The organism is Kribbella sp. NPDC020701 (assembly GCF_055562215.1).
In genome coordinates, this window is sequence record NZ_JBVHFT010000005.1 from 330,412 (window position 1) to 348,469 (window position 18,058).

The 18,058-nt window shown below is 68.1% G+C and carries 15 protein-coding genes; 8 read left to right on the forward strand and 7 right to left on the reverse strand.

The window, feature by feature from the left end:
- Positions 1–198: 198 nt before the first annotated feature.
- Together ACZ3HV_RS14670 and ACZ3HV_RS14675 are read right to left on the reverse strand one after the other, a co-directional pair.
- A complete protein-coding gene (locus ACZ3HV_RS14670; protein ID WP_465684447.1) occupies positions 199–1,335 on the reverse strand; it encodes a branched-chain amino acid aminotransferase in 1,137 nt (378 codons plus the stop codon).
- 1 nt (position 1,336) lies between these two features.
- Positions 1,337–2,572, reverse strand: coding sequence for a helix-turn-helix domain-containing protein (locus tag ACZ3HV_RS14675; protein ID WP_465684449.1), 1,236 nt, complete (start codon positions 2,570–2,572; stop codon positions 1,337–1,339).
- Positions 2,573–2,733: 161 nt separating this feature from the next.
- On the opposite strand from ACZ3HV_RS14675, the gene ACZ3HV_RS14680 reads away from it, so the two are divergent.
- On the forward strand, positions 2,734–3,096 hold the full coding sequence (locus ACZ3HV_RS14680) for a hypothetical protein (RefSeq protein ID WP_465684451.1): 363 nt from the start codon (positions 2,734–2,736) through the stop codon (positions 3,094–3,096).
- 97 nt (positions 3,097–3,193) lie between these two features.
- Complete coding sequence (locus tag ACZ3HV_RS14685; RefSeq protein WP_465684453.1) at positions 3,194–3,949, forward strand: helix-turn-helix transcriptional regulator; 756 nt, start codon at positions 3,194–3,196, stop codon at positions 3,947–3,949.
- Here ACZ3HV_RS14685 and ACZ3HV_RS14690 read toward each other — a convergent pair.
- Positions 3,946–6,942, reverse strand: a complete 2,997-nt coding sequence (locus tag ACZ3HV_RS14690) for a S8 family peptidase (protein WP_465684455.1) — start codon at positions 6,940–6,942, stop codon at positions 3,946–3,948. The two genes, ACZ3HV_RS14685 and ACZ3HV_RS14690, sit on opposite strands and share 4 nt — an antisense overlap.
- A 243-nt stretch (positions 6,943–7,185) precedes the next feature.
- Here ACZ3HV_RS14690 and ACZ3HV_RS14695 point away from each other — a divergent pair, with 243 nt between their 5' ends.
- The 3 genes from ACZ3HV_RS14695 (at position 7,186) to ACZ3HV_RS14705 (ending at position 12,198) form a co-directional block, all read left to right on the forward strand.
- Positions 7,186–8,934, forward strand: coding sequence for a chitinase (locus ACZ3HV_RS14695; RefSeq protein WP_465684457.1), 1,749 nt, complete (start codon positions 7,186–7,188; stop codon positions 8,932–8,934).
- A gap of 136 nt (positions 8,935–9,070) precedes the next feature.
- Positions 9,071–10,732 carry an FAD-dependent oxidoreductase gene (locus tag ACZ3HV_RS14700; protein ID WP_465684459.1) on the forward strand — a complete coding sequence of 554 codons (1,662 nt, stop codon included), beginning with the start codon at positions 9,071–9,073 and terminating at the stop codon, positions 10,730–10,732.
- On the forward strand, positions 10,732–12,198 hold the full coding sequence (locus tag ACZ3HV_RS14705) for an ATP-binding protein (RefSeq protein WP_465684461.1): 1,467 nt from the start codon (positions 10,732–10,734) through the stop codon (positions 12,196–12,198). The genes ACZ3HV_RS14700 and ACZ3HV_RS14705 overlap by 1 nt, the downstream gene beginning before the upstream one ends.
- 1 nt (position 12,199) lies before the next feature.
- Here ACZ3HV_RS14705 and ACZ3HV_RS14710 read toward each other — a convergent pair whose 3' ends face one another.
- Positions 12,200–12,997 (reverse strand): alpha/beta hydrolase family protein, encoded by a 798-nt coding sequence (locus ACZ3HV_RS14710; RefSeq protein WP_465684463.1) that lies wholly within the window; start codon positions 12,995–12,997, stop codon positions 12,200–12,202.
- Between the two features lie 109 nt (positions 12,998–13,106).
- On the opposite strand from ACZ3HV_RS14710, the gene ACZ3HV_RS14715 reads away from it, so the two are divergent.
- Both ACZ3HV_RS14715 and ACZ3HV_RS14720 read left to right on the forward strand, forming a co-directional pair.
- On the forward strand, positions 13,107–13,247 hold the full coding sequence (locus ACZ3HV_RS14715; RefSeq protein WP_465684465.1) for a hypothetical protein: 141 nt from the start codon (positions 13,107–13,109) through the stop codon (positions 13,245–13,247).
- Positions 13,248–13,306: 59 nt separating this feature from the next.
- Entirely contained in the window at positions 13,307–13,600 is a 294-nt protein-coding gene (locus ACZ3HV_RS14720) for a hypothetical protein (protein WP_465684467.1), read from the forward strand.
- Positions 13,601–13,643: 43 nt separating this feature from the next.
- Here ACZ3HV_RS14720 and ACZ3HV_RS14725 read toward each other — a convergent pair whose 3' ends face one another.
- From ACZ3HV_RS14725 to ACZ3HV_RS14735, 3 genes are all read right to left on the reverse strand, one after another.
- Positions 13,644–14,384, reverse strand: coding sequence for a poly-gamma-glutamate hydrolase family protein (locus ACZ3HV_RS14725; RefSeq protein ID WP_465684469.1), 741 nt, complete (start codon positions 14,382–14,384; stop codon positions 13,644–13,646).
- Between the two features lie 149 nt (positions 14,385–14,533).
- Positions 14,534–15,472, reverse strand: a complete 939-nt coding sequence (locus ACZ3HV_RS14730) for a sugar kinase (RefSeq protein WP_465684471.1) — start codon at positions 15,470–15,472, stop codon at positions 14,534–14,536.
- 46 nt (positions 15,473–15,518) lie between these two features.
- The gene (locus ACZ3HV_RS14735) at positions 15,519–16,139 is read right to left on the reverse strand and encodes a bifunctional 4-hydroxy-2-oxoglutarate aldolase/2-dehydro-3-deoxy-phosphogluconate aldolase (protein ID WP_465684472.1); all 621 of its coding nucleotides are present in this window, start codon (positions 16,137–16,139) and stop codon (positions 15,519–15,521) included.
- Between the two features lie 127 nt (positions 16,140–16,266).
- Between ACZ3HV_RS14735 and ACZ3HV_RS14740 the strand changes: the two genes are divergently transcribed.
- Positions 16,267–18,057: an exo-alpha-sialidase gene (locus ACZ3HV_RS14740; protein WP_465684474.1), complete on the forward strand. Its 1,791-nt coding sequence runs from the start codon at positions 16,267–16,269 to the stop codon at positions 18,055–18,057.
- Position 18,058 lies beyond the last annotated feature (1 nt).

An 18,058-nucleotide genomic window follows, 5' to 3' on the forward strand; every position in this document is an offset into this window, starting at 1 on the left:
CCCTCAACCTAGCCGCGCCCAGGGACAAACCGCACTAAGGCACGTCTCCCGATCCCACGCCGTCGCGAGCAGGTGCTCTGCGGAGTGCATCGGTGTGCTGGAGGGGAGGGCTCGATGCGGATCCATCGTGTCCTTCCCTCCAGTGCAGCGAGGCGCCCGCCGAGTGCCGCGCAGTAGGCGTGGGATCGGGAGACGTGCCTACGCCAGTCTGGTCAGCCAGCCGCGAGTGTCGGGGGTGCGGCCGTACTGGAGGTCGAGCAGGCTGCTGCGGATCGACCGGGTGACCGGGCCGACGCCGTAGTCGATGGAGTGATCGCCGATGGTGAGGTCGCCCTCGGGCCAGGCGACCCGGCCGATGGGCGTGATGACCGCGGCCGTGCCGGACGCGAACACCTCGGAGATCTCACCGGTACGAACGCCGTCCTTCCACTCGTCCGCGGAGATCAGGCGCTCCTCGACGGTGTGCCCGAGGTCCTTCGCGAGCTCGACGACCGAGGCTCGGGTGACGCCTTCCAGGATCGAACCGTTCAACGCAGGCGTCGCGATGCGGCCGTCGGCGTACACGAAGAACATGTTCATGCTGCCGATCTCCTCGAGCCACTTGTGCTCGACCGCGTCGACGAAGGCGACCTGCTCGCAGCCGTTGGCGACCGCCTCGGCCAGCCCGGCGAGGCTGGCCGCGTAGTTCCCGCCGCACTTCGCCGCACCGGTCCCGCCGGGAGTCGCGCGGATGGTGGAGGTCGTCAGCCAGATGGAGACAGGCATGGGGCCGGTGTCGAAGTACGGACCCGCGGGCGACGCGATGACCCCGAAGAGCACCTCCCGAGCCGGCCGCACGCTCAGCGCGGCCTCGGTGGCGATCATGTACGGGCGCAAGTACAGACTGGTCTCGCCGTCCTCGGCAGACGGCACCCATGACTCGTCCACGGTCACCAATGCACGGAGCGCCGCGATGAACGCGTCCTCCGGAACATGTGGCAGCGCAAGTCGCTGAGCGCTCGCAGTGAATCGGGCAGCGTTGCGATCGGGCCGGAACGCCCAGACGGATCCATCCGCGTGCCGGTACGCCTTGAGGCCTTCGAAGATCTCCTGCGAGTAGTGCAGTACGGCGGCGGCCGGGCTGACCGTGAGTGGTGCGTACGCCGTCACCCGCGCGTCTTGCCATCCACCCTCCGTCGTCCAGTTGGCCACGACCATGTGGTCCGTGAACGCCTGCCCGAACGTCGGCTTGGCCAGCACCTCCGCCCGAGCCTCCGCACTGGCCGGATCACTCCGCAACTCAACCGCGAAATCCCAAGCGCCTGTCACCGTCGTCTCAGCTGTCACCCTCCGCACGCTACTCCCGGCACTGTCCCGGCCACGACCCGCCGCCCACACTCCGGCCGCTCAGGTACGCCCGTCGCTCCAGAAGCGCCTGCAGATCCCGTACGCCGGGCAGCCCGGGCTCACGCTGTCGTGCAGCGGACAGCACCCGGTCGGCGTCGTCGTACAAGTAATAGGTGTGCCACTCGTCCGGAAGCTCGACAAGCACCCGCATGGCCAGTGCCAGCGCGGCAGCGACCTCGCCTTCCAGCGCCAGGCACTCTGCCTGCGCCACCTGCAGCCTTGCCCGCTCGTCCCGGTTGTCGTCGGGACAGAGCTCCAGCGCGCGTCCCAGCAGCAGACATCCGGCCGTCCCATAGCCGAGGCTCGTGCACACTCTGCCTTCCAGACCGTGCACCTGGTACGGCGCCAGGTCGTGCGTGCTTGCCGAGGGCAACGCATCGGAACAGCTCAGCACATCCTGCAAGGCTCGGTGTGCCTCGACTGCCTCGCCCACCTCGGCGAGGACCCGTGCACGCACCGCATGAGCCTGGAGAACGGCGCTCGGCCGAACCGGTCCGTGCTGCGCAAGCGCCAACGCTTCGTCGGCCAGCTCCAGCAGTTGCGGCAGGGGCCTCCGCTCCGCCAACCCGCTGGCCGCTTCGGCGGCGCGCAGCTCACTCCGGAGCCAGCCCTCGCCCGAGTCGTCCGCGATCGCTCGGCCGGCCCACCACCAACGCCGCGCACCGCGCGACTCCCCGAGCCCGGTCAGTGTCTCGGCGATCAGCACACACAGTCGCGTGGCCCGGACCGCTTGGGAGGCCACGTGCTCCGGCCCACGAGCCTGCAGGAACTGCAGTTCACTCACGAGCTCCGGCAACAGCCGACGCGGCGGAACAGTGTGGGGGTCTCCGCATTCGTCGACCGCGTCCACTCCGCCGTACCCACTGGTCAGCTGATGCCACGCGGCGCCCAACGGATCCAGGGGGAGCGGCTCGACTGGGTTGCCTCTGCGGTGTTTCTCCGCGTAGGTGTCGGTCAGCTGGTGGCCGGTGCCGAGCTCGCGGTCGCAGAGGCGCGCCAGGTCGGCGGATCCCGGGCGTTGGCCGCGCTCCACCTGCGACAGGTAGCTGTAGTCGTACCCGACGCGACCTGCCAGTTGCCGCAGGCTCAAGCCGACCGCCTGCCTGCACTGCCTCAACTGCGTGCCGAACCTTGCTCCGATAGCTGTCCCAGAATTCGTTTCAGCCACAGGATCACCCCCGCTCACTGGTCCGCCTGGTGGTTGCGGTGCGTGTCGAGGACGTTACGAGCCCCCACCGACAAAACCAGCCCAAGCGGGGCAGTCAGGGGTGTGGGCTGTTCTCACAGCCCACAGACCACACCTGTTGTGCACAGCGCGCGCTGGGCGATTGTTCAGAGGTGAACACGATGCAGCGACAGGCTCGCCTCTTCCGTCTGGTCCGCCACACCGACCCCTCCGGCGTCCACGCAACCGGCACCCTGGCCGAAGGCGTGGAGTGGTCGGACGGCACCGTTGCGCTGAGGTGGCGCGGTCCGTGGCCGAGCACGTCGACCTGGGACGGCGGGGTCGACTCTGTGCTGGCAGTCCACGGCACCGGCGGCCGCACCCAGATCCACTGGCTCCCCACTGCACCCGCGCTCGTGAGCAGGACGTCCGCACCGCCGAGACCAGCAGAACGCGTGCACACCCTCTGGCTGCCGGCGCCCGGCCTGGACGGCCTGTGCTCCCGCTGCGGTCAGCCCTGGCCGTGTCTCAGTTGCGGACCGTAGCCACCCGAGCCGAGTGAGGTGAGACACCGCTGCCAGGCGCGCGCTGATCCGGTTTAGTCTGAGGAGATTTGGTCGGGTGCGGGAAGGGTGGTGTCGAGTGGCGGACGGTGCGGTTGTGGATCCGCTGGACGAGCTGGATGCGCAGTTGGCACGGCTGCGGAACGTGGCGGACGAGCTGCGTGGGGCGCGGGGGCGGCCGGTGCTCGAGGGCAACCAGATCGAGCTGATCGAGGACGGGCCGACCCTGCTGCGCGCGTACGAGGATTTGCAGAAGAACTCCCGGTACGAGGTGCGCGTGCTGGATCGGCCGCCGTACGTGACGCCGCCCTCGACTCAGCAGAAGCTGGAGCTGGACCGGCTCGCGGACGGCGTCGAGTACCGGGCGATCTATGGGACGGAGATCTTCGAGTCCGAGGACATCATGGGGGTGCTGCCGGAGCTGCAGGCGGCCGGCGAGGTGGGCCGGGTGCTGGCGCAGGTGCCGATGAAGATGGCGGTGGGGGATGACCACACCGCGCTGATCGGATTGACGAAGCGGGCGCCGGCCGAGTCCAACCTCCTGATCAGGTCGTCCGGATTGCTCGACGGGTTGATCGCGACGTTCGAGATGTTGTGGGCGTTGGCGATCCCAATGCCTGCACTGCTGGCCAATGGAGAGGTCCCGGCTTTGCGGGCGCCGGACCGGGACATCCTGCTCTTGCTTGCCGGTGGTGCGACGGACGACATGATCAGCCGGCGGTTGCGGATCAGCCCTCGGACGACCCAGCGCCGGGTCCGCGCGCTGATGGAATCGCTCGGCGCGCAGACCCGGTTCCAGGCGGGTGTTCAGGCCGCCCGGCGTCGCTGGATCTAGTTCAGCGTCACCACCGTCCCGGCCCGGTTCGGGAACTCGACGAAGCCGGTGGAGCGCTTGTCAGTCGGCAGACCCGACCAGGATGCGGTGACCTGGAAGGGCTTGAAGGCCGCTGGTGCGACCGGCGGGCTGACCTGCAGCGCACGACCCGACGTGGACGTCACCACGTTGGTCTGCATCGTGTACTGCGTGGTGTCCGCGCCCGGCGGGTTGGTCAGCGTGATCGCGAGGACGCCCCACACGCCAAGGGTCGGTGCCGGGACAGTCGCCGACGCCTGGTTGGAGCCATCGCCCACGAAGGACAGCAACTGCATCTGACCGTTCACGACCTTGTAGAGCACCAGCCAGATGCTGCCGGCCGGGTCCACGGTCTTGATGTTCCACTGCACGGCCTTGGTCTGCGCGGTCACCGTGACCGGGTAGTTCGGCAGATCCGCATCCGCAGCACCAGCGGGTACGGCGCCTGGCACGAGCGGAGCCGACACCACGCCGTACGAACGGATTGGAGCGCCTGCAGCACCCGAGGTGGCCTCGAAGGAGACACTGCCGGAGGCGCCGGAGCCGGTGACGTTGGCCGGTGCCAGCACCGAGGTCGGCACCACGGCAATGGGACTACGGACAGTCTTGCCCGCGCCCTGCCAGGTCAGCCAGCCGCTGGTCGTGTCACCCGAGGCTCCGGTGTCCAGCGTGAGCTTCACCTTGAACGTCTTCGTCTGACCCGCTGCGGTGAAGTTCAGGATGGACGGCGTCACCACAGCCTTCATGCCCGGCACCGAGACGGTCGCTCGGTACAGCCCCGGCGTCACAGCAGTCACCCGGCGGGTGATCGTCTGCGTGCCCAGCAGTTGGCCGACCGCGATGGACGGAGTGTTGTAGTCACTCGGATCGATCGCCGGTGCGCCGGTGCCGGTGTCGACACCGCTGCCTTCCAGGTAGCCCAGCCAGTCCGCATCACCCGAGTCGTAGATCAGTCCGGGATCCAGCATCTTCGACGGCTGCACCTCACCGGCACCTCGGTCGAAGGGGTTGCTGTTGACGGCGCCACTAGAGGTCAGTACGTCGCCGGCAGTCGTCATCAGCGCGGACTTGACCGCCATCGGCGACCAGTCCGGGTGCGCTGACAGGTACAGCGCCGCCAGGCCGGCCACATGCGGCGCGGCCATCGACGTACCCGAGTAGAACGCGTAGCTCTGGCCGGCGTTCGTCGGCGGTGCGACCGCAGCGAGCACGTTGACTCCCGGTGCCGCGAGGTCCGGCTTCAACAGATCGCCATGGCTCGAGGTCGACGGTCCACGCGACGAGAAGTCGGCCATCTGCGGGTATGGATCGACGGTGCCGCTCGTATTACCCGGCACGAGCTCAGCGGTCGCGTTACCGCCGGCCGCGTATGCCTTGACGGTCAGCGCCGCCGGCACGTTGAGGTGCACAGTCGGTACGACGTGGGAGTCGCCGAGCGCGTCCTGGTCGAACAGGTTGAGCAGCACCATCCCCACGCCGCCGGCCCGCTTCACCTCGGCGGACTTGTCCACGCGGGCGCCCACGCCGCGCTCACACACGACGATCTTGCCCGCGGTCTTGGCTGGGTCGAGCGTGCCGGGCAGACAGCCCAGTGCGTCGGAGTCGCCGGCCGTTGTGGTCTTCACAGCCGGACCGCCAACCAGGGGGTGTACACCGGTCTTGGCGGCGATGCTCGTGCTGATCCCGGCGTACTTCTGTCCGTTGCCCAGCACAACAGTCCCGGCGTACGGCGCTACCGTGCTCGCGCCGACCGTGGTCACCCAGGGCGAGGTGTTGTCGAGCGTGGACGCGTCCGGACCGGAGTTGCCACCGGCCGCGGAGACGAAGATGCCGGCCGAGGCCGCGGACAGGAAGGCGAGCTGGACCGGGTCGGTGTGCGCGGACTCGAAGATCGAGCCGACCGAGTAGTTGATGACGTCGACTCCGTCGGCCACCGCTTGGTCGATCGCGGCCAGGATGTCCGACGTGAAGCCACCGGAGTTCTGGCCGTCCTTGCCTTCCCAGAGCGCCTTGTACACGGCGATCTTGGCGGCCGGCGCGACACCGGAGACAGTGCCGTAGTTGATACCGCCCACTGCGACGTCGATACCCGGGTTGCCCGCGGCGGTCGAGGCAGTGTGGGTGCCATGGCCCTGTCCATCACGCGGTGACACGTAGTCCGCCCGTGCGTCCGGTGGCACGAAGCTGAGCCAGCCGTCACCGAAGTACTTGGCGCTGATCAGCTTGGTGTTGCACAGGTCGGCGGTGAACTCCTCACCGGCCTCGCAACTGCCCGTGAACGTGTCGCCGTCGGCCTTCTGCATGACGGTGGTGTCGCCAGTGCGGTACGGCTGGTAGGGGTTCGCTGCGGTCGGGGGTGTCGTGCCGAGCGCGGGTCCGGCGAAGGACGCGCTCTCCGGCCAGACGCCGGTGTCGACTACGCCGACTACGACTCCCTTGCCGGCTGACGACGTACCGCCGAGTGCGTTCCAGACTCCGGTCTTGCCGGACAGTTTGAGGAAGTCAGTCGACTTGCGGTCGTCGAGGGCGACGCGTAGCTGGTCGGGGACGACCGACACCACGCCTGCTGTCTTGCTGAGCTCGTTGACCTGCTTGGAGGTCAGCGAGGCGGTAAAGGCGTTCAGCGCGGTCGAGTAGTCGTGAGAGACCTTGGCGCCGACGTGCGCCGCGACCTCTGCGTGCTTGGAGCCCAGGAAAGAGCGGTAGCGCTTGGCGTCGGTGCTGTTGACCTCCACCTTGCGACCGGCCGCGGGCTTGGTCGCCTTGAGACCGCTCACGCCACCTTGGTACGTCGCCACCGGCTTGTCGGCCAGTGTGACGACGTACCGGCCCGGTGCGAACGTCGGCAGCCCGAGTGAGGTGGCTGCCGATTCGGCCGGTGGTTGTGCGGAGCCTGGTGGAGCCACCAGGGCGGTGGTGATCAGCACGGCGCCGGCGAGTAGTGCGGCCCGCCGGCGCAGGTTGGGATGGTTCACGTGATGCCTCCACGGGGGACGGTCTGTCCCAGTAGTCCTGACCGCGGCTGTAGCCCCGGTCGCCCGCCCCCGAGCTCGGACGCCGAAGAGCCTGCCAATCCGCCGCTGCCCGCACACGGTTTTGGCTTCAAGTAGCCGCTGGCGAAAACCTGCCATTCCCGTCGTCGGGATCCGGACAGGGTCGGGTATCCGACGGCAGCGACGCATTGACCTGTAGTTATGGAGCGTCTCTACTTAATCGCTATGCGATGGCTTGCGGTTGTCTTCGGGGTCCTCCTGGCCGGCATCACGGTGCCTGCGCAGGCCGCCAACATCCTGACCAATCCCGGGTTCGAGTCGGGCTCACTGAGCGGCTGGAACTGCTCCGGCGGCTCGGTCGTCACCACTCCGGTCCGAACCGGCGGCTATGCGCTCAACGGCGGGGTAACGAGTTCCGACTTCGCACAGTGCAGTCAGACAGTCTCCGTGCAGCCCAGTACGTCATACACGCTGTCGGCCTGGGTGCGTGGCTCCTATGTCTATCTGGGTGTCACTGGTGGCACGTCCACCTGGACGCCGTCCGCTGCGAACTTCTCCCAGCTGAGCCTCTCCTTTACTACTGGGGCTAGTCAGACGTCCGCACAGATCTATGTGCACGGCTGGTACGGCCAACCGGCGTACCAGGCCGATGACTTCAGTCTTGACGGCCCTGGCGGCACTCCGGGTGCTCCGAGCGCTCCAGGTACGCCGACAGTCACCGGTACGACGAACTCCGCCATCTCCCTGAGTTGGCCGGCAGCAACAGGCGCGGTCACCGGCTATCGCGTGTATGAGGGGGCGAGCGTCGTACAGACCGTCACTGGTACGACGGCAACCGTCAGCGGACTCGTGGCATGCAGCAGTCACACCTACTCGGTAGCGGCGTACAACAGCGTTGGTGAGTCGGCCAAGTCGGCGGCGACAACAGGTACGACGGGAGGCTGCACCAGCACGGGATTGCCGAAGCATGCGCTGATCGGCTACCTGCATGCGAGCTTCGCGAACGGATCCGGGTACGTGCGGATGGCCGACGTACCAGCCGAGTGGAACATCATCAATCTGGCCTTCGGAGAGCCCACGTCGGTCACGTCCGGCGACATCCGCTTCAACCGGTGCCCGGCGGCAGAGTGCCCGAACGTGGAGAGCGATGCGGACTTCAGTGCCGCGATCCGGGCCAAGCAGGCGGCCGGGAAGAAGGTGCTGATCTCGATCGGCGGTGCGAACGGCCAGGTGCAGCTCACCACCACGGCGGCCCGGGACGCATTCGTCAGCTCGGTCAGCGCGATCATCGACCGGTACGGGCTGGACGGGCTGGACATCGACTTCGAGGGACACTCGCTGTACCTGAACGCCGGTGACACCGACTTCCGCAACCCGACCACACCGGTGATCGTCAATCTGATCTCGGCGCTCAAGACGCTCAAGGCGAAGTACGGCGCGAAGTTCGTGCTGACGATGGCGCCGGAGACGTTCTTCGTACAGGTCGGGTACCAGTTCTACGGCGGTGCGGGCGGTGGCGACAACCGGACCGGGTCGTACCTGCCGGTGATTCACGCGATGCGTGACGCCCTGACCGTGCTGCACGTCCAGGACTACAACTCGGGGCCTGTGATGGGGCTGGACAACCAGTACCACACCATGGGCGGCGCGGACTTCCACATCGCGATGACCGACATGGTCAAGGCCGGATTCCCGGTAGCGAACACCGGTCAGACGTTCCCTGGTCTACGGGACGACCAGATCGGGTTCGGCCTACCGGCTGCGGTCAGCGCCGGCAACGGCTACACCGCCCCGGCAGCCGTACATCAGGCGCTCGACTGCTTGGTGAAGGGGCAGAACTGCGGTGGCTACACGCTTCGCGGCGGCACGTCGCCGGCGTTCCGCGGGCTGATGACGTGGTCGATCAACTGGGACCGCTACTACAACTGGGAGTTCCAGAACAGCCACGCGCCGTACCTCGCGGCCCTGTCCTGAGAGCGACGATCCGCGGGTGCCACAGCCCCGCGGATCGCCGGTCTGGCCGATCCGGTCCGCGCCCAGCCCCCGCGGACCGGATCTGGGCTGTGGATTATCGATCCGCTTTGTGGCTTCGCGCTGGTATGAAGGAGGCATGACAGCGTCAACGACCCGCCCGGTGATCCTCACCGTGGACGACGACCCCGGCGTTTCCCGGTCGATCGCCCGTGACCTCCGCCGCCGGTACGGCGAGGAGCACCGCATCGTCCGGGCGGAGAACCCGGCCCAGGCGCTGGACGCCCTGAAGGAGCTGAAGCTCCGCGGTGAGCCGGTCGCCCTGCTGCTGGCCGACTACCGGATGCCCCAGATGTCCGGCATCGAGTTCCTCGAGGCCGCGATGGACCTGTTCCCGCTCGCCCGCCGCGTGCTGCTGACGGCGTACGCCGACACCGACGCGGCGATCCAGGCGATCAACGTAGTCGACCTCGACCACTACCTGCTCAAGCCGTGGAACCCGCCGGAGGAGAAGCTCTACCCGGTGGTCGACGCGATGCTCGACCTGTGGAAGGAGACCCCGGAGCCGTCCACGGACGAGACGAAGGTGATCGGCCACCGCTGGTCCGCGCCGTCGTTCGCGGCCCGTGACTTCCTGGCCCGGAACGCGGTGCCCTACCGCTGGTTCAGCGTCGACGACGACGAGAGCCAGCGGCTGCTCGCCGCGGCCGGCATCGACGGGTCCACCCTGCCGGTGGTGATCACCGCGGACGCGACGGTGATGGTCGCCCCGAGCGAGGCGGAGCTGGCCGACAAGGTCGGGCTGTTGACCGCCCCGACCCAGGATTTCTACGACCTCGTCGTGGTCGGCGGAGGCCCGGCCGGGCTCGGCGCCGCGGTGTACGGCGCCAGCGAGGGACTGCGGACCGTCCTGGTCGAGCAATTGGCGACCGGCGGCCAGGCCGGCCAGTCGAGCCGGATCGAGAACTACCTGGGCTTCCCGGACGGGGTGTCCGGGGCGCAGCTGACGGACCGGGCCCGGCGGCAGGCGGTGCGGTTCGGGGCGGAGCTACTGACCGCTCGTCAGGTGGTGGGGCTGGAGACGCTCGGCAACGCGCGGCGGCTGATGTTCTCCGACGGCAGCGAGATCTCGTCGCACTCGGTGATCCTGGCGACCGGGGTGTCCTACCGGACCCTCGAGGCTCCGGGTGTCGACGACCTGTGCGGTCGCGGGATCTACTACGGCTCGGCGACGACCGAGGGTCCGGCCTGCGCCGGCCAGGAGGTCTACATCATCGGCGGGGCGAACTCCGCCGGCCAGGCCGCGGTCTATTTCTCCAGGCATGCCAAACGCGTGCATATGCTGGTCAGAGGACCATCGCTCACGGCGACGATGTCGTCGTACCTGATCGACCAGATCGACGGCATCGACAACATCGAGGTGCACACCTGCACGCAGGTCGTTTCCTGCAAGGGCTCGGAGCACCTCGAGGTGTTGACCCTGCTGGACAGCCAGACCGGCGAGAGCCGCGAGGTGAGCACGGAGTGGATGTTCGTGTTCATCGGAGCGGCGCCCCGGACGGACTGGCTGCCGACGGATCTGCACCGCGACGAGCGCGGCTTCGTGCTCACCGGTCCGGACCTGCACGGCAAACCGCCGGGCTGGCCCCTGGACCGGGAGCCGTACCACCTGGAGACGAGCATGCCGGGCGTGTTCGCCGCCGGCGACGTCCGGGCCGAGTCGGTGAAGCGGGTCGCCTCCGCGGTCGGCGACGGAGCGATGGCCGTGACACTGGTGCACCGATACCTGGAGATGCTCTGATGACTGACCAGACAGTGGAGCCGCGGCGGCTGAGCCCGGACGAGCTGCGCACGCTGTTCCTCTTCGAGAGCCTGACGGACGAGCAGCTGCACTGGCTGTCCGACGCCGGGTACGTCGAGTCTTGGCCCGACGGAATCGTGTTCAACGAGGGCGACGAGGCGACCTGCTGCTACGTGCTGCTGTCGGGTGAGCTCAGGCTGTGCAAGCTGTCGCACGGCGAGCTGGTCGAGATCAACCGGACCAGCCAGCGCGGTGTGTACGCCGGTGCGTTCAACGCCTTCTTCGGTGCCGCCGACCACAAGTCGTACACGGCGACGATGCAGGTGATCCAGCCGTCGGAGTTCTTCGTCATCGGCGCCGAGACGATGGCGACGATGATGAACACCTGGTTCCCGATGGCGGTGCACCTGATCGAGGGCTTCGTGATGGGCATGCGGCGGACCAACGAGACGCTCGGCGAGCGCGAGCGGTTGCTTGCCCTCGGCTCCTTGTCGGCCGGTCTCACGCACGAGCTGAACAACCCGGCCGCGGCGGCGGTCCGGGCCGCGGCGACCTTGCGGCAGCGGGTCTCCGGGATGCGATCCAAGCTGGCGATGCTCGCCGACGGCACGCTGGACGCGACGAAGCTGCACCAGATCGTCGCGCTGCAGGACGACGCGGTCGAGCGGCTGGAGAAGAACAAGGACAAAGACGTCTCGCCGATGGAGCTGTCCGACGCCGAGGACGCGTTGACCGATTGGCTCGACGACCACGACGTCCAGGCCAGCTGGGACGTCGCGCCGGTGCTGGCGGCGGCCGGCCTGGACGTGCCGTGGATGGAGGCGGTGCTGACCGCGGTCGGCCCGAAGTACCTCGAAGGTGCCGTGCGGTGGCTGATGTACACGATCGACACCGAGTCACTGATGAACGAGATCGACGACTCGGTCACGCGGATCTCGACGCTTGTCGGTGCCGCGAAGCAGTACTCCCAGATCGACAGAGCGCCGTACCAGACCGTCGATCTGCGCGAGCTGCTGAAGTCCACGCTGGTGATGATGTCGGGCAAACTGCAGGGTCTCGAAGTGGTGAAGGACTTCGATCCCGAGCTGCCGCCGATCCCGGCGTACGCCGCCGAGCTCAACCAGGTGTGGACGAACATCATCGACAACGCGGTCAGTGCGATGGGCGGATCCGGCACGCTGACGATCCGGACCCAGAGGGACGGCGCGTACGCGGTCGTCGAGATCGGCGACACCGGTCCGGGCATCCCGGCGGAGATCCGGCGCCGCATCTTCGAGCCGTTCTTCACCACCAAGCCGATCGGCGAAGGCACGGGCCTGGGTCTCGACATCTCCTGGCGGATTGTGGTCAAGAAGCACCACGGCGACCTCCGCGTCGAATCCGAACCCGGCAACACCCGCTTCAAGGTCGTCCTCCCTCTGGACCCGGAGAAGGAACTGGAGTCCGACCCGGCGCTCCTTTCGTAGCTCAGCGCAACCAGTTGAGAATCGTGGTTAGGGCTTCCGGATCGACGTGCTGCGCGGTTCGGTAGTCAGCCAGGGTGGACGGCCCGGTGCCGGGGAAGAACAGGTGGTCGTCGGCCGGCAGGATCTTGATGGTTGCGGTGGGGAGGGCTTCCCGCCAGGCGGGGAGGTCGTCGGCGACCGTCACCTGGTAGTCGCGGCCGCCCTGGAGGACGAGGATCGGTACGTCGAGCTTCGCGGCCGTGGCGACACCGTCGTACTCGCGGAGGTCGAGCCAGTACGACCCCGGCATGCCGAACGGGAGGTCCGCGGGTGGGGTGTCCGGTGAGAGGTCCGGGCTGTCGACGACGGCGGCCTGGCGTTCGAACAGCTCGATCGTCCCCGGTGGAACGGCTTCCGGGTTCGTGGTGCTGAGGTAGGTCATCACGCGGACGGCGGCGTGGTGGATGGGCTGGGTGTCGCCGGCCATGATGACGAGTCCTGATACCAGCGGTTCCTCGGCCGCGATCTTCGGTGCGACCTTGCCGCCCATGCTGTGGCCGATCAGGAAGACCTGATCGACGTATTGCTTCAGTGTGCGTACGGCGGCGATCGCATGCGGGACGTACTCCGCCGTCATGGTGAAGCCCGGTTCGGTCATAGCCTCGGGCCGGTTGGCGGTGAGCTTGTCGAAGCGCAGTACGGCGATGCCCTGGCTGGCGAGTCCCCAGGCCAGGTCCTTGAGCGGCTTGTTGGGGCCACTGGTCTCGTCGCGATCGAACGGCCCGCTGCCGGCCAACAGGACGACGCCGACGCCCGGCATGAGTCGACCGCTGTCCTGCTTTCCACCACTCCCCGGGACCGCAGGTCGAGGAAGCGTCAGCGTCCCCGGCACCTCCTGCCCGCCGGCGGTTAGGGCGATCTCTTCCTCGGTGAAGCGGGCGGGATCGGCGTACGGCGGGCAGCTGATCGAGGGAATGCGGGCGGCGATCCTCCCGGTCCTCACCAACGAGGCCACGCCTGAGCGGAAGCGTTATCTGCTCAGTCCGATCCTGTTCCCCGTCGAGGACTAGTCACATTTCCTCGCGTGGATCCGTCAACTGGGCGTACCCGAAACGACGAGGAGACGATCATGCAGTCGAGTGTCGTGCGGTTTCACACCTACGTCATGGAGCCCAAGAATCTCGGGGAGTTTCTCACCCGCCGAGCCGCGGTGATCGACCTGATCCGCGCCGCTCATCCGGGCCTGATCGCGACCAGGCTGGTTCGGCTCGAGGATGACAGCTACACGGACACGTGGCAGTGGGAGTCGATGGCGGCAATGGCCGCGGCGTTCCCGATGGCGAAGAGCCCCGAGGCGGCCGCAGCCTGGTCCCTGACCTCCGACTCCTCAGCCGTGAACGGCGAGGTCGTCGCCGACCGCTGACACCAGGGCGCAAGTCGCGGGTGTAAGTGGCGGGCGATGGAGGTCAGGGGATTGGCTGGGTGGCTTCCAGGTCGGCGATGGCTGCTCGGGTTGCGGTGGTGAAAGACCAGAAGAGTCGCAGGGTGGTGTTCTTGCGGTCCGCCCGGGTGTTGATGCGGAACATCGCCCGACGCAGCGGGGTCGTGAGCTCGAGTTGGGCGCCGACGCCGAGGAGTGTCCGATTGGCGATGTTGAGGGGCTCGTCGCCGTTGAGGTCAGGGACGGAGTCGGCGTCGATGGCGCGGATGCGGGCTGCGGTGAGTCTGGTCAGGAGATGGGACTTGAAGGTGGTGTTGAGGCCGCCGACGAGGACCGCTTGGGTGCCGTTCGGTAGTTCGGCCTCGGACGTCGTGCAGCCGTGGAGGCCGACGGCGTTGAGTGAACCGGCGGCGAGGGCCCGGGCGACGTGGTCGTCGCAGCCGGTGGACGTGACGTGGAGTTCGCTGTTGCCGGAGTCGCGCAGGCCCTCGAACATCCAATAGTCGTGGAGCGGCCCGTCAGCCGGGGTCGGGGTGAGGTCGGCCGGGTGGTAGCCGGCGATCGCCAGGCACAGTTCCGACGTGCCGGCCTCGATGCCACCGCCATGCGGGGCCAGGATCGTGGTGCGCTGGACGGCAGACTGCTCGGTCAGGTCGTCGTCGAACCACTCGTGCCGCCGATACCGCCGCGCGTAGTCGACGCCCTCGGTCAGCCCAGGGTCGGCGTACAGGTCGGTGTTGGACGCAAACTTTCGTGAAGTCCCCACGCCGATCTCCCTCCCACCCACTCTGAACTTAGCGCGGCGATGCGTACCTAAGAACAGGAGGTGGTTCGGTTTCTGGGCGCACGGCTGGGGGACTCAGGCTCAGCCGGGGGTATACGTAGACGACTACGTCCTGTTCTTAGGTACGGCGATCAGCGGAGAGCGGTGCCGTGGGTGTGGGACAGGAGGTGCAGGTCGTCGCGGGTGGGGAGGGATTCCCAGTCGCCGAGGGCGGTGACGCAGAAGGCGCCGGAGGTGGTGGCGCGGTCGAGGCGGGCTTCGGGGGCGAGGTTGTCGAGGGTGGCGGAGAGGTGGCCGGAGACGAAGGCGTCGCCGGCGCCGATGCTGTCGACGACGGTGACCGGGAGGGCGGGGCGGTGGATGGTGCCGTCGGACGAGTGGGCCCAGGCGCCCTTGCCGCCGGCGGTGACGACGACCTGGTCGACGGTGCTGTGGGCGAGGAGGTCGGCGACCGGGTCAGCGGCGTCGGTCAGGAGGTCGAGCTCGTCGTCGGAGGCGAAGACGGTCTGGACATGGGGGAGGAGGTCGCGGAGAGCGACCGCGGCATCGGGGCGGGACCACAGCCGAGCGCGGTAGTTGACGTCGAGGGAGACCTGCACGCCTGCGGCGAAAGCTGTGCGTACGGCGGACAGCGTCGCGGCGCGGGCGGTGTCCGAGAGAGCCGGGGTGATGCCGGTGACGTGGAGCAGGCGTGGTTGCGTTGCGTCGATCGCGGCGACGCATTCGTCGGCGGTGAGGGTCGATCCGGCCGAACCGCGGCGGTGGTAGCTGACCCGGGTGATGTCGTGTGACGGTTGGTCGAACGCGATGAATCCGGTGAACGACTCGTCCGAGAACCGCAGCCGGCTGGTGTCGATTCCCTCGGCGCGCAACGTTCGCTGGATCAGGCGGCCGGGCTCATCGTTGCCCACGGCGCCTACCCAGGTGGCCTGGTGTCCGAGCCTGGACAGGCCGATGGCGACGTTGGTCTCCGAGCCGGCGATCGACAGGTGTGCGTCACCGCCGAGCCGCATCGGGCGGGTGGTGCGCAACGAGACCATGGTCTCGCCGAGGGTGAGCAGGTCGGTCATCGCGAGAGCTCCGGGCGTAGGTGGCTGAGGTGGCGGGCGGTTGGGGCTAGACGCCGAGCGTGGTGCGGAAGGTGGCGGCTCGGGCGGCCAGGGCGGACTGCGATCCGCCCGTACCGGCATCGCCCTGCAGTGGAGAGCCGACGCCGACCGCGAGCGCGCCTGCAGCCAGATACTCCGGAGCGGTCGCGGCGTCGACACCGCCGACGGCGATGAGGGGTGCGTCGGGAAGCGGAGCGCGGAGTTCGCGGAAGTAGCCCGGGCCATAGACCTTCGCTGGGAAGATTTTCACCGCGGTCGCGCCCAGGTCGAGGGCGGCGACGACCTCGGTCGGGGTGAGGGCACCGCACAGCAGCGGGAGACCGAGCTCGACGCTGCGCTGGGCGCCCCGAGTGATCGCAGGAGTGACGACGAAGCCGGCGCGGGCGGCGGCGACCTCGTCGGCCTGGGCGGCGGTGATGACGGTGCCGGCGCCGATCAGGATGCTCGGGTCGTACTCCGAGCGGGCCTTGGCGATCGCGTCCACCGCGCCGGGCGTGGTGAGGGACACCTCGAGCGCGGTGATCCCGGCCTCGACCAGGGTGTGGATGCACTCCAGAGCGCGATCGGCTCCGTCGGCGCGGATGATGGCGAGCATCTTGCGGTCGCGAATTTCGGCAAGCAGATCCATGGTTCCCAACCTATTTGATCGATCTAGACATAGGACGTCCGATGAGCTCTGGTTCGCGACGCCGGATTGTGGCTGAATTACTAACTGAACAACCGCCCCGTTGTTTCCTTTCAGGAGGCATCCGCCCATGCCCAAACGCCTTCCACTGCTCATCGCCCTCGCCCTGGCCGCCGCCGGGCTGACCGTCCCGGCCGCGCAGGCCGCCGTCACCCAGACCGTGCTCTTCAACAAGGGCGACGCCGGCTACGGCTGCTACCGCATTCCGGCCGTCGTGAAGACCAAAACCGGCACCCTGCTCGCCTTCGCCGAAGCGCGCCGCGCCTGGTGTGCGGACTCCCAGGAGATCGACCTGGTGATGCGTCGCTCCGAGGACGACGGTCGTACCTGGTCGGCGGCGCAGACCGTCCTGTCCGGTACGGACAGCGACCCGAACGCGGTCGCCACGCGCGGCAATCCCACCCCGATCGTCGACTACGAGACGGGTCGCATCGTCTTGCTGACCACGATGGACCCGGGTACGACGACTCGCCCGCGGACGCCGTACGTGCAGTTCAGCGAGGACGACGGGAAGACCTGGAGCAAGGCCAAGAACACCGGTGACCAGATCGATGATCCGGCCTGGGGCTGGTACGCGACCGGGCCGGTGCACGGCATCCAGCTGACCCGCGGTACGCACGCCGGCCGGTTGGTGGCCGGGACCAACTACGACAACGGAGCCGGTGTGAACGCGGGCCAGCTCGTCTACAGCGACGACCACGGCGAGACCTGGCACAAGGGTGCGACCGACCAGCGCTCCGATGCGACGCCTCAGGAGATCAGCGTGGTCGAGAAGGTTGACGGCGGCATCTATGCCGGTGCCCGCAACAACGCCGGCAGCGCTGGAGCCAGCCGGATGTTTGCGGTCAGCAACGACGGCGGTCAGACGTACGTGGCGCCCTACGCAACGATCGCCGGTCTGACCACACCGACGGTGCAGGGATCGCTCCAACGGCTGCGCGCGGTCGATCAAGGCGACAAGTACAACCGGATCCTGTTCGCTGCTCCCGCCGATCCGGAGCGGCGCCGGTACATGACGATCCGGTCCAGCTTCGACGAAGGCAAAACCTGGCAGTCCGTTGCCGATGGCACCCGGATCACCGGCGACTGGTCCGGCTACTCCGACATGGCCATCCTCGACACGGGCGAGATCGGGCTGCTGTACGAAGGTGGCTCGGTCGACGCCCGGGATCAGATCCGCTTCGCCCGCTTCACCGAGACCGACATCGGCCACCCCGACGCACCTCTCGGTACGACGACACCCGACGTCTCCGGCTACGGCAACAACAGCTACCTCCGCGGCGGGACGACGTCGATCACCGGGAAGTTCGGCCAGGCGCGCGACCTCGACGGAACCGATGACGCGATCCAGTTGCCGTTCGCCGAGTCGCTCGCGGTCGGCGCGGGTGACTTCACCGCGATGGCGTGGATCAAGTACGGCGCGAGTACGGCGAACCAGGCGATCTTCTGGGGTTACGGGATCAACGAGTTCTCGCAGTTCTGGCTGCGCGCCGAGCCGGCTGACAGCCGGATCCGCGGTCTGATCACGACCGGCGGAAGCACTGCGGCCGTCGCGACGGCCAGGGCCTACAACGACAACGCCTGGCACCACGTCGCCCTGCAGCGCAAAGCCGGCACGCTGTCGATCTGGGTCGACGGAACCCAGGCGGCCGGCGGCACCGCGCCGGCCGGATCGGTGAGCCCGGGCCGTCCGTTCAAGATGTACGTCGGCCAACGGCTGGACGGCGCGCATCACTTCGACGGGTCGATGGACGAGGTCCGCCTCTACAAGCGGGCGCTCACGTCGACCGAGCTCAACAGCATCCGCACCACGAACAGCACGACGGTGCCGAACGTCGTACTCGACCTGCCGCTCGGGTGAC

Coding starts and splice junctions, on each gene's coding strand:
- ACZ3HV_RS14680 (WP_465684451.1), top strand. CDS start 2,734: ATGCAGCGACAGGCTCGCCTCTTCCGTCTGGTCCGCCACACCGACCCC.
- ACZ3HV_RS14695 (WP_465684457.1), top strand. CDS start 7,186: ATGCGATGGCTTGCGGTTGTCTTCGGGGTCCTCCTGGCCGGCATCACG.
- ACZ3HV_RS14700 (WP_465684459.1), top strand. CDS start 9,071: ATGACAGCGTCAACGACCCGCCCGGTGATCCTCACCGTGGACGACGAC.
- ACZ3HV_RS14705 (WP_465684461.1), top strand. CDS start 10,732: ATGACTGACCAGACAGTGGAGCCGCGGCGGCTGAGCCCGGACGAGCTG.
- ACZ3HV_RS14710 (WP_465684463.1), bottom strand. CDS start 12,997: ATGCCGGGCGTCGGCGTCGTCCTGTTGGCCGGCAGCGGGCCGTTCGAT.
- ACZ3HV_RS14720 (WP_465684467.1), top strand. CDS start 13,307: ATGCAGTCGAGTGTCGTGCGGTTTCACACCTACGTCATGGAGCCCAAG.
- ACZ3HV_RS14730 (WP_465684471.1), bottom strand. CDS start 15,472: ATGACCGACCTGCTCACCCTCGGCGAGACCATGGTCTCGTTGCGCACC.
- ACZ3HV_RS14735 (WP_465684472.1), bottom strand. CDS start 16,139: ATGGATCTGCTTGCCGAAATTCGCGACCGCAAGATGCTCGCCATCATC.
- ACZ3HV_RS14740 (WP_465684474.1), top strand. CDS start 16,267: ATGCCCAAACGCCTTCCACTGCTCATCGCCCTCGCCCTGGCCGCCGCC.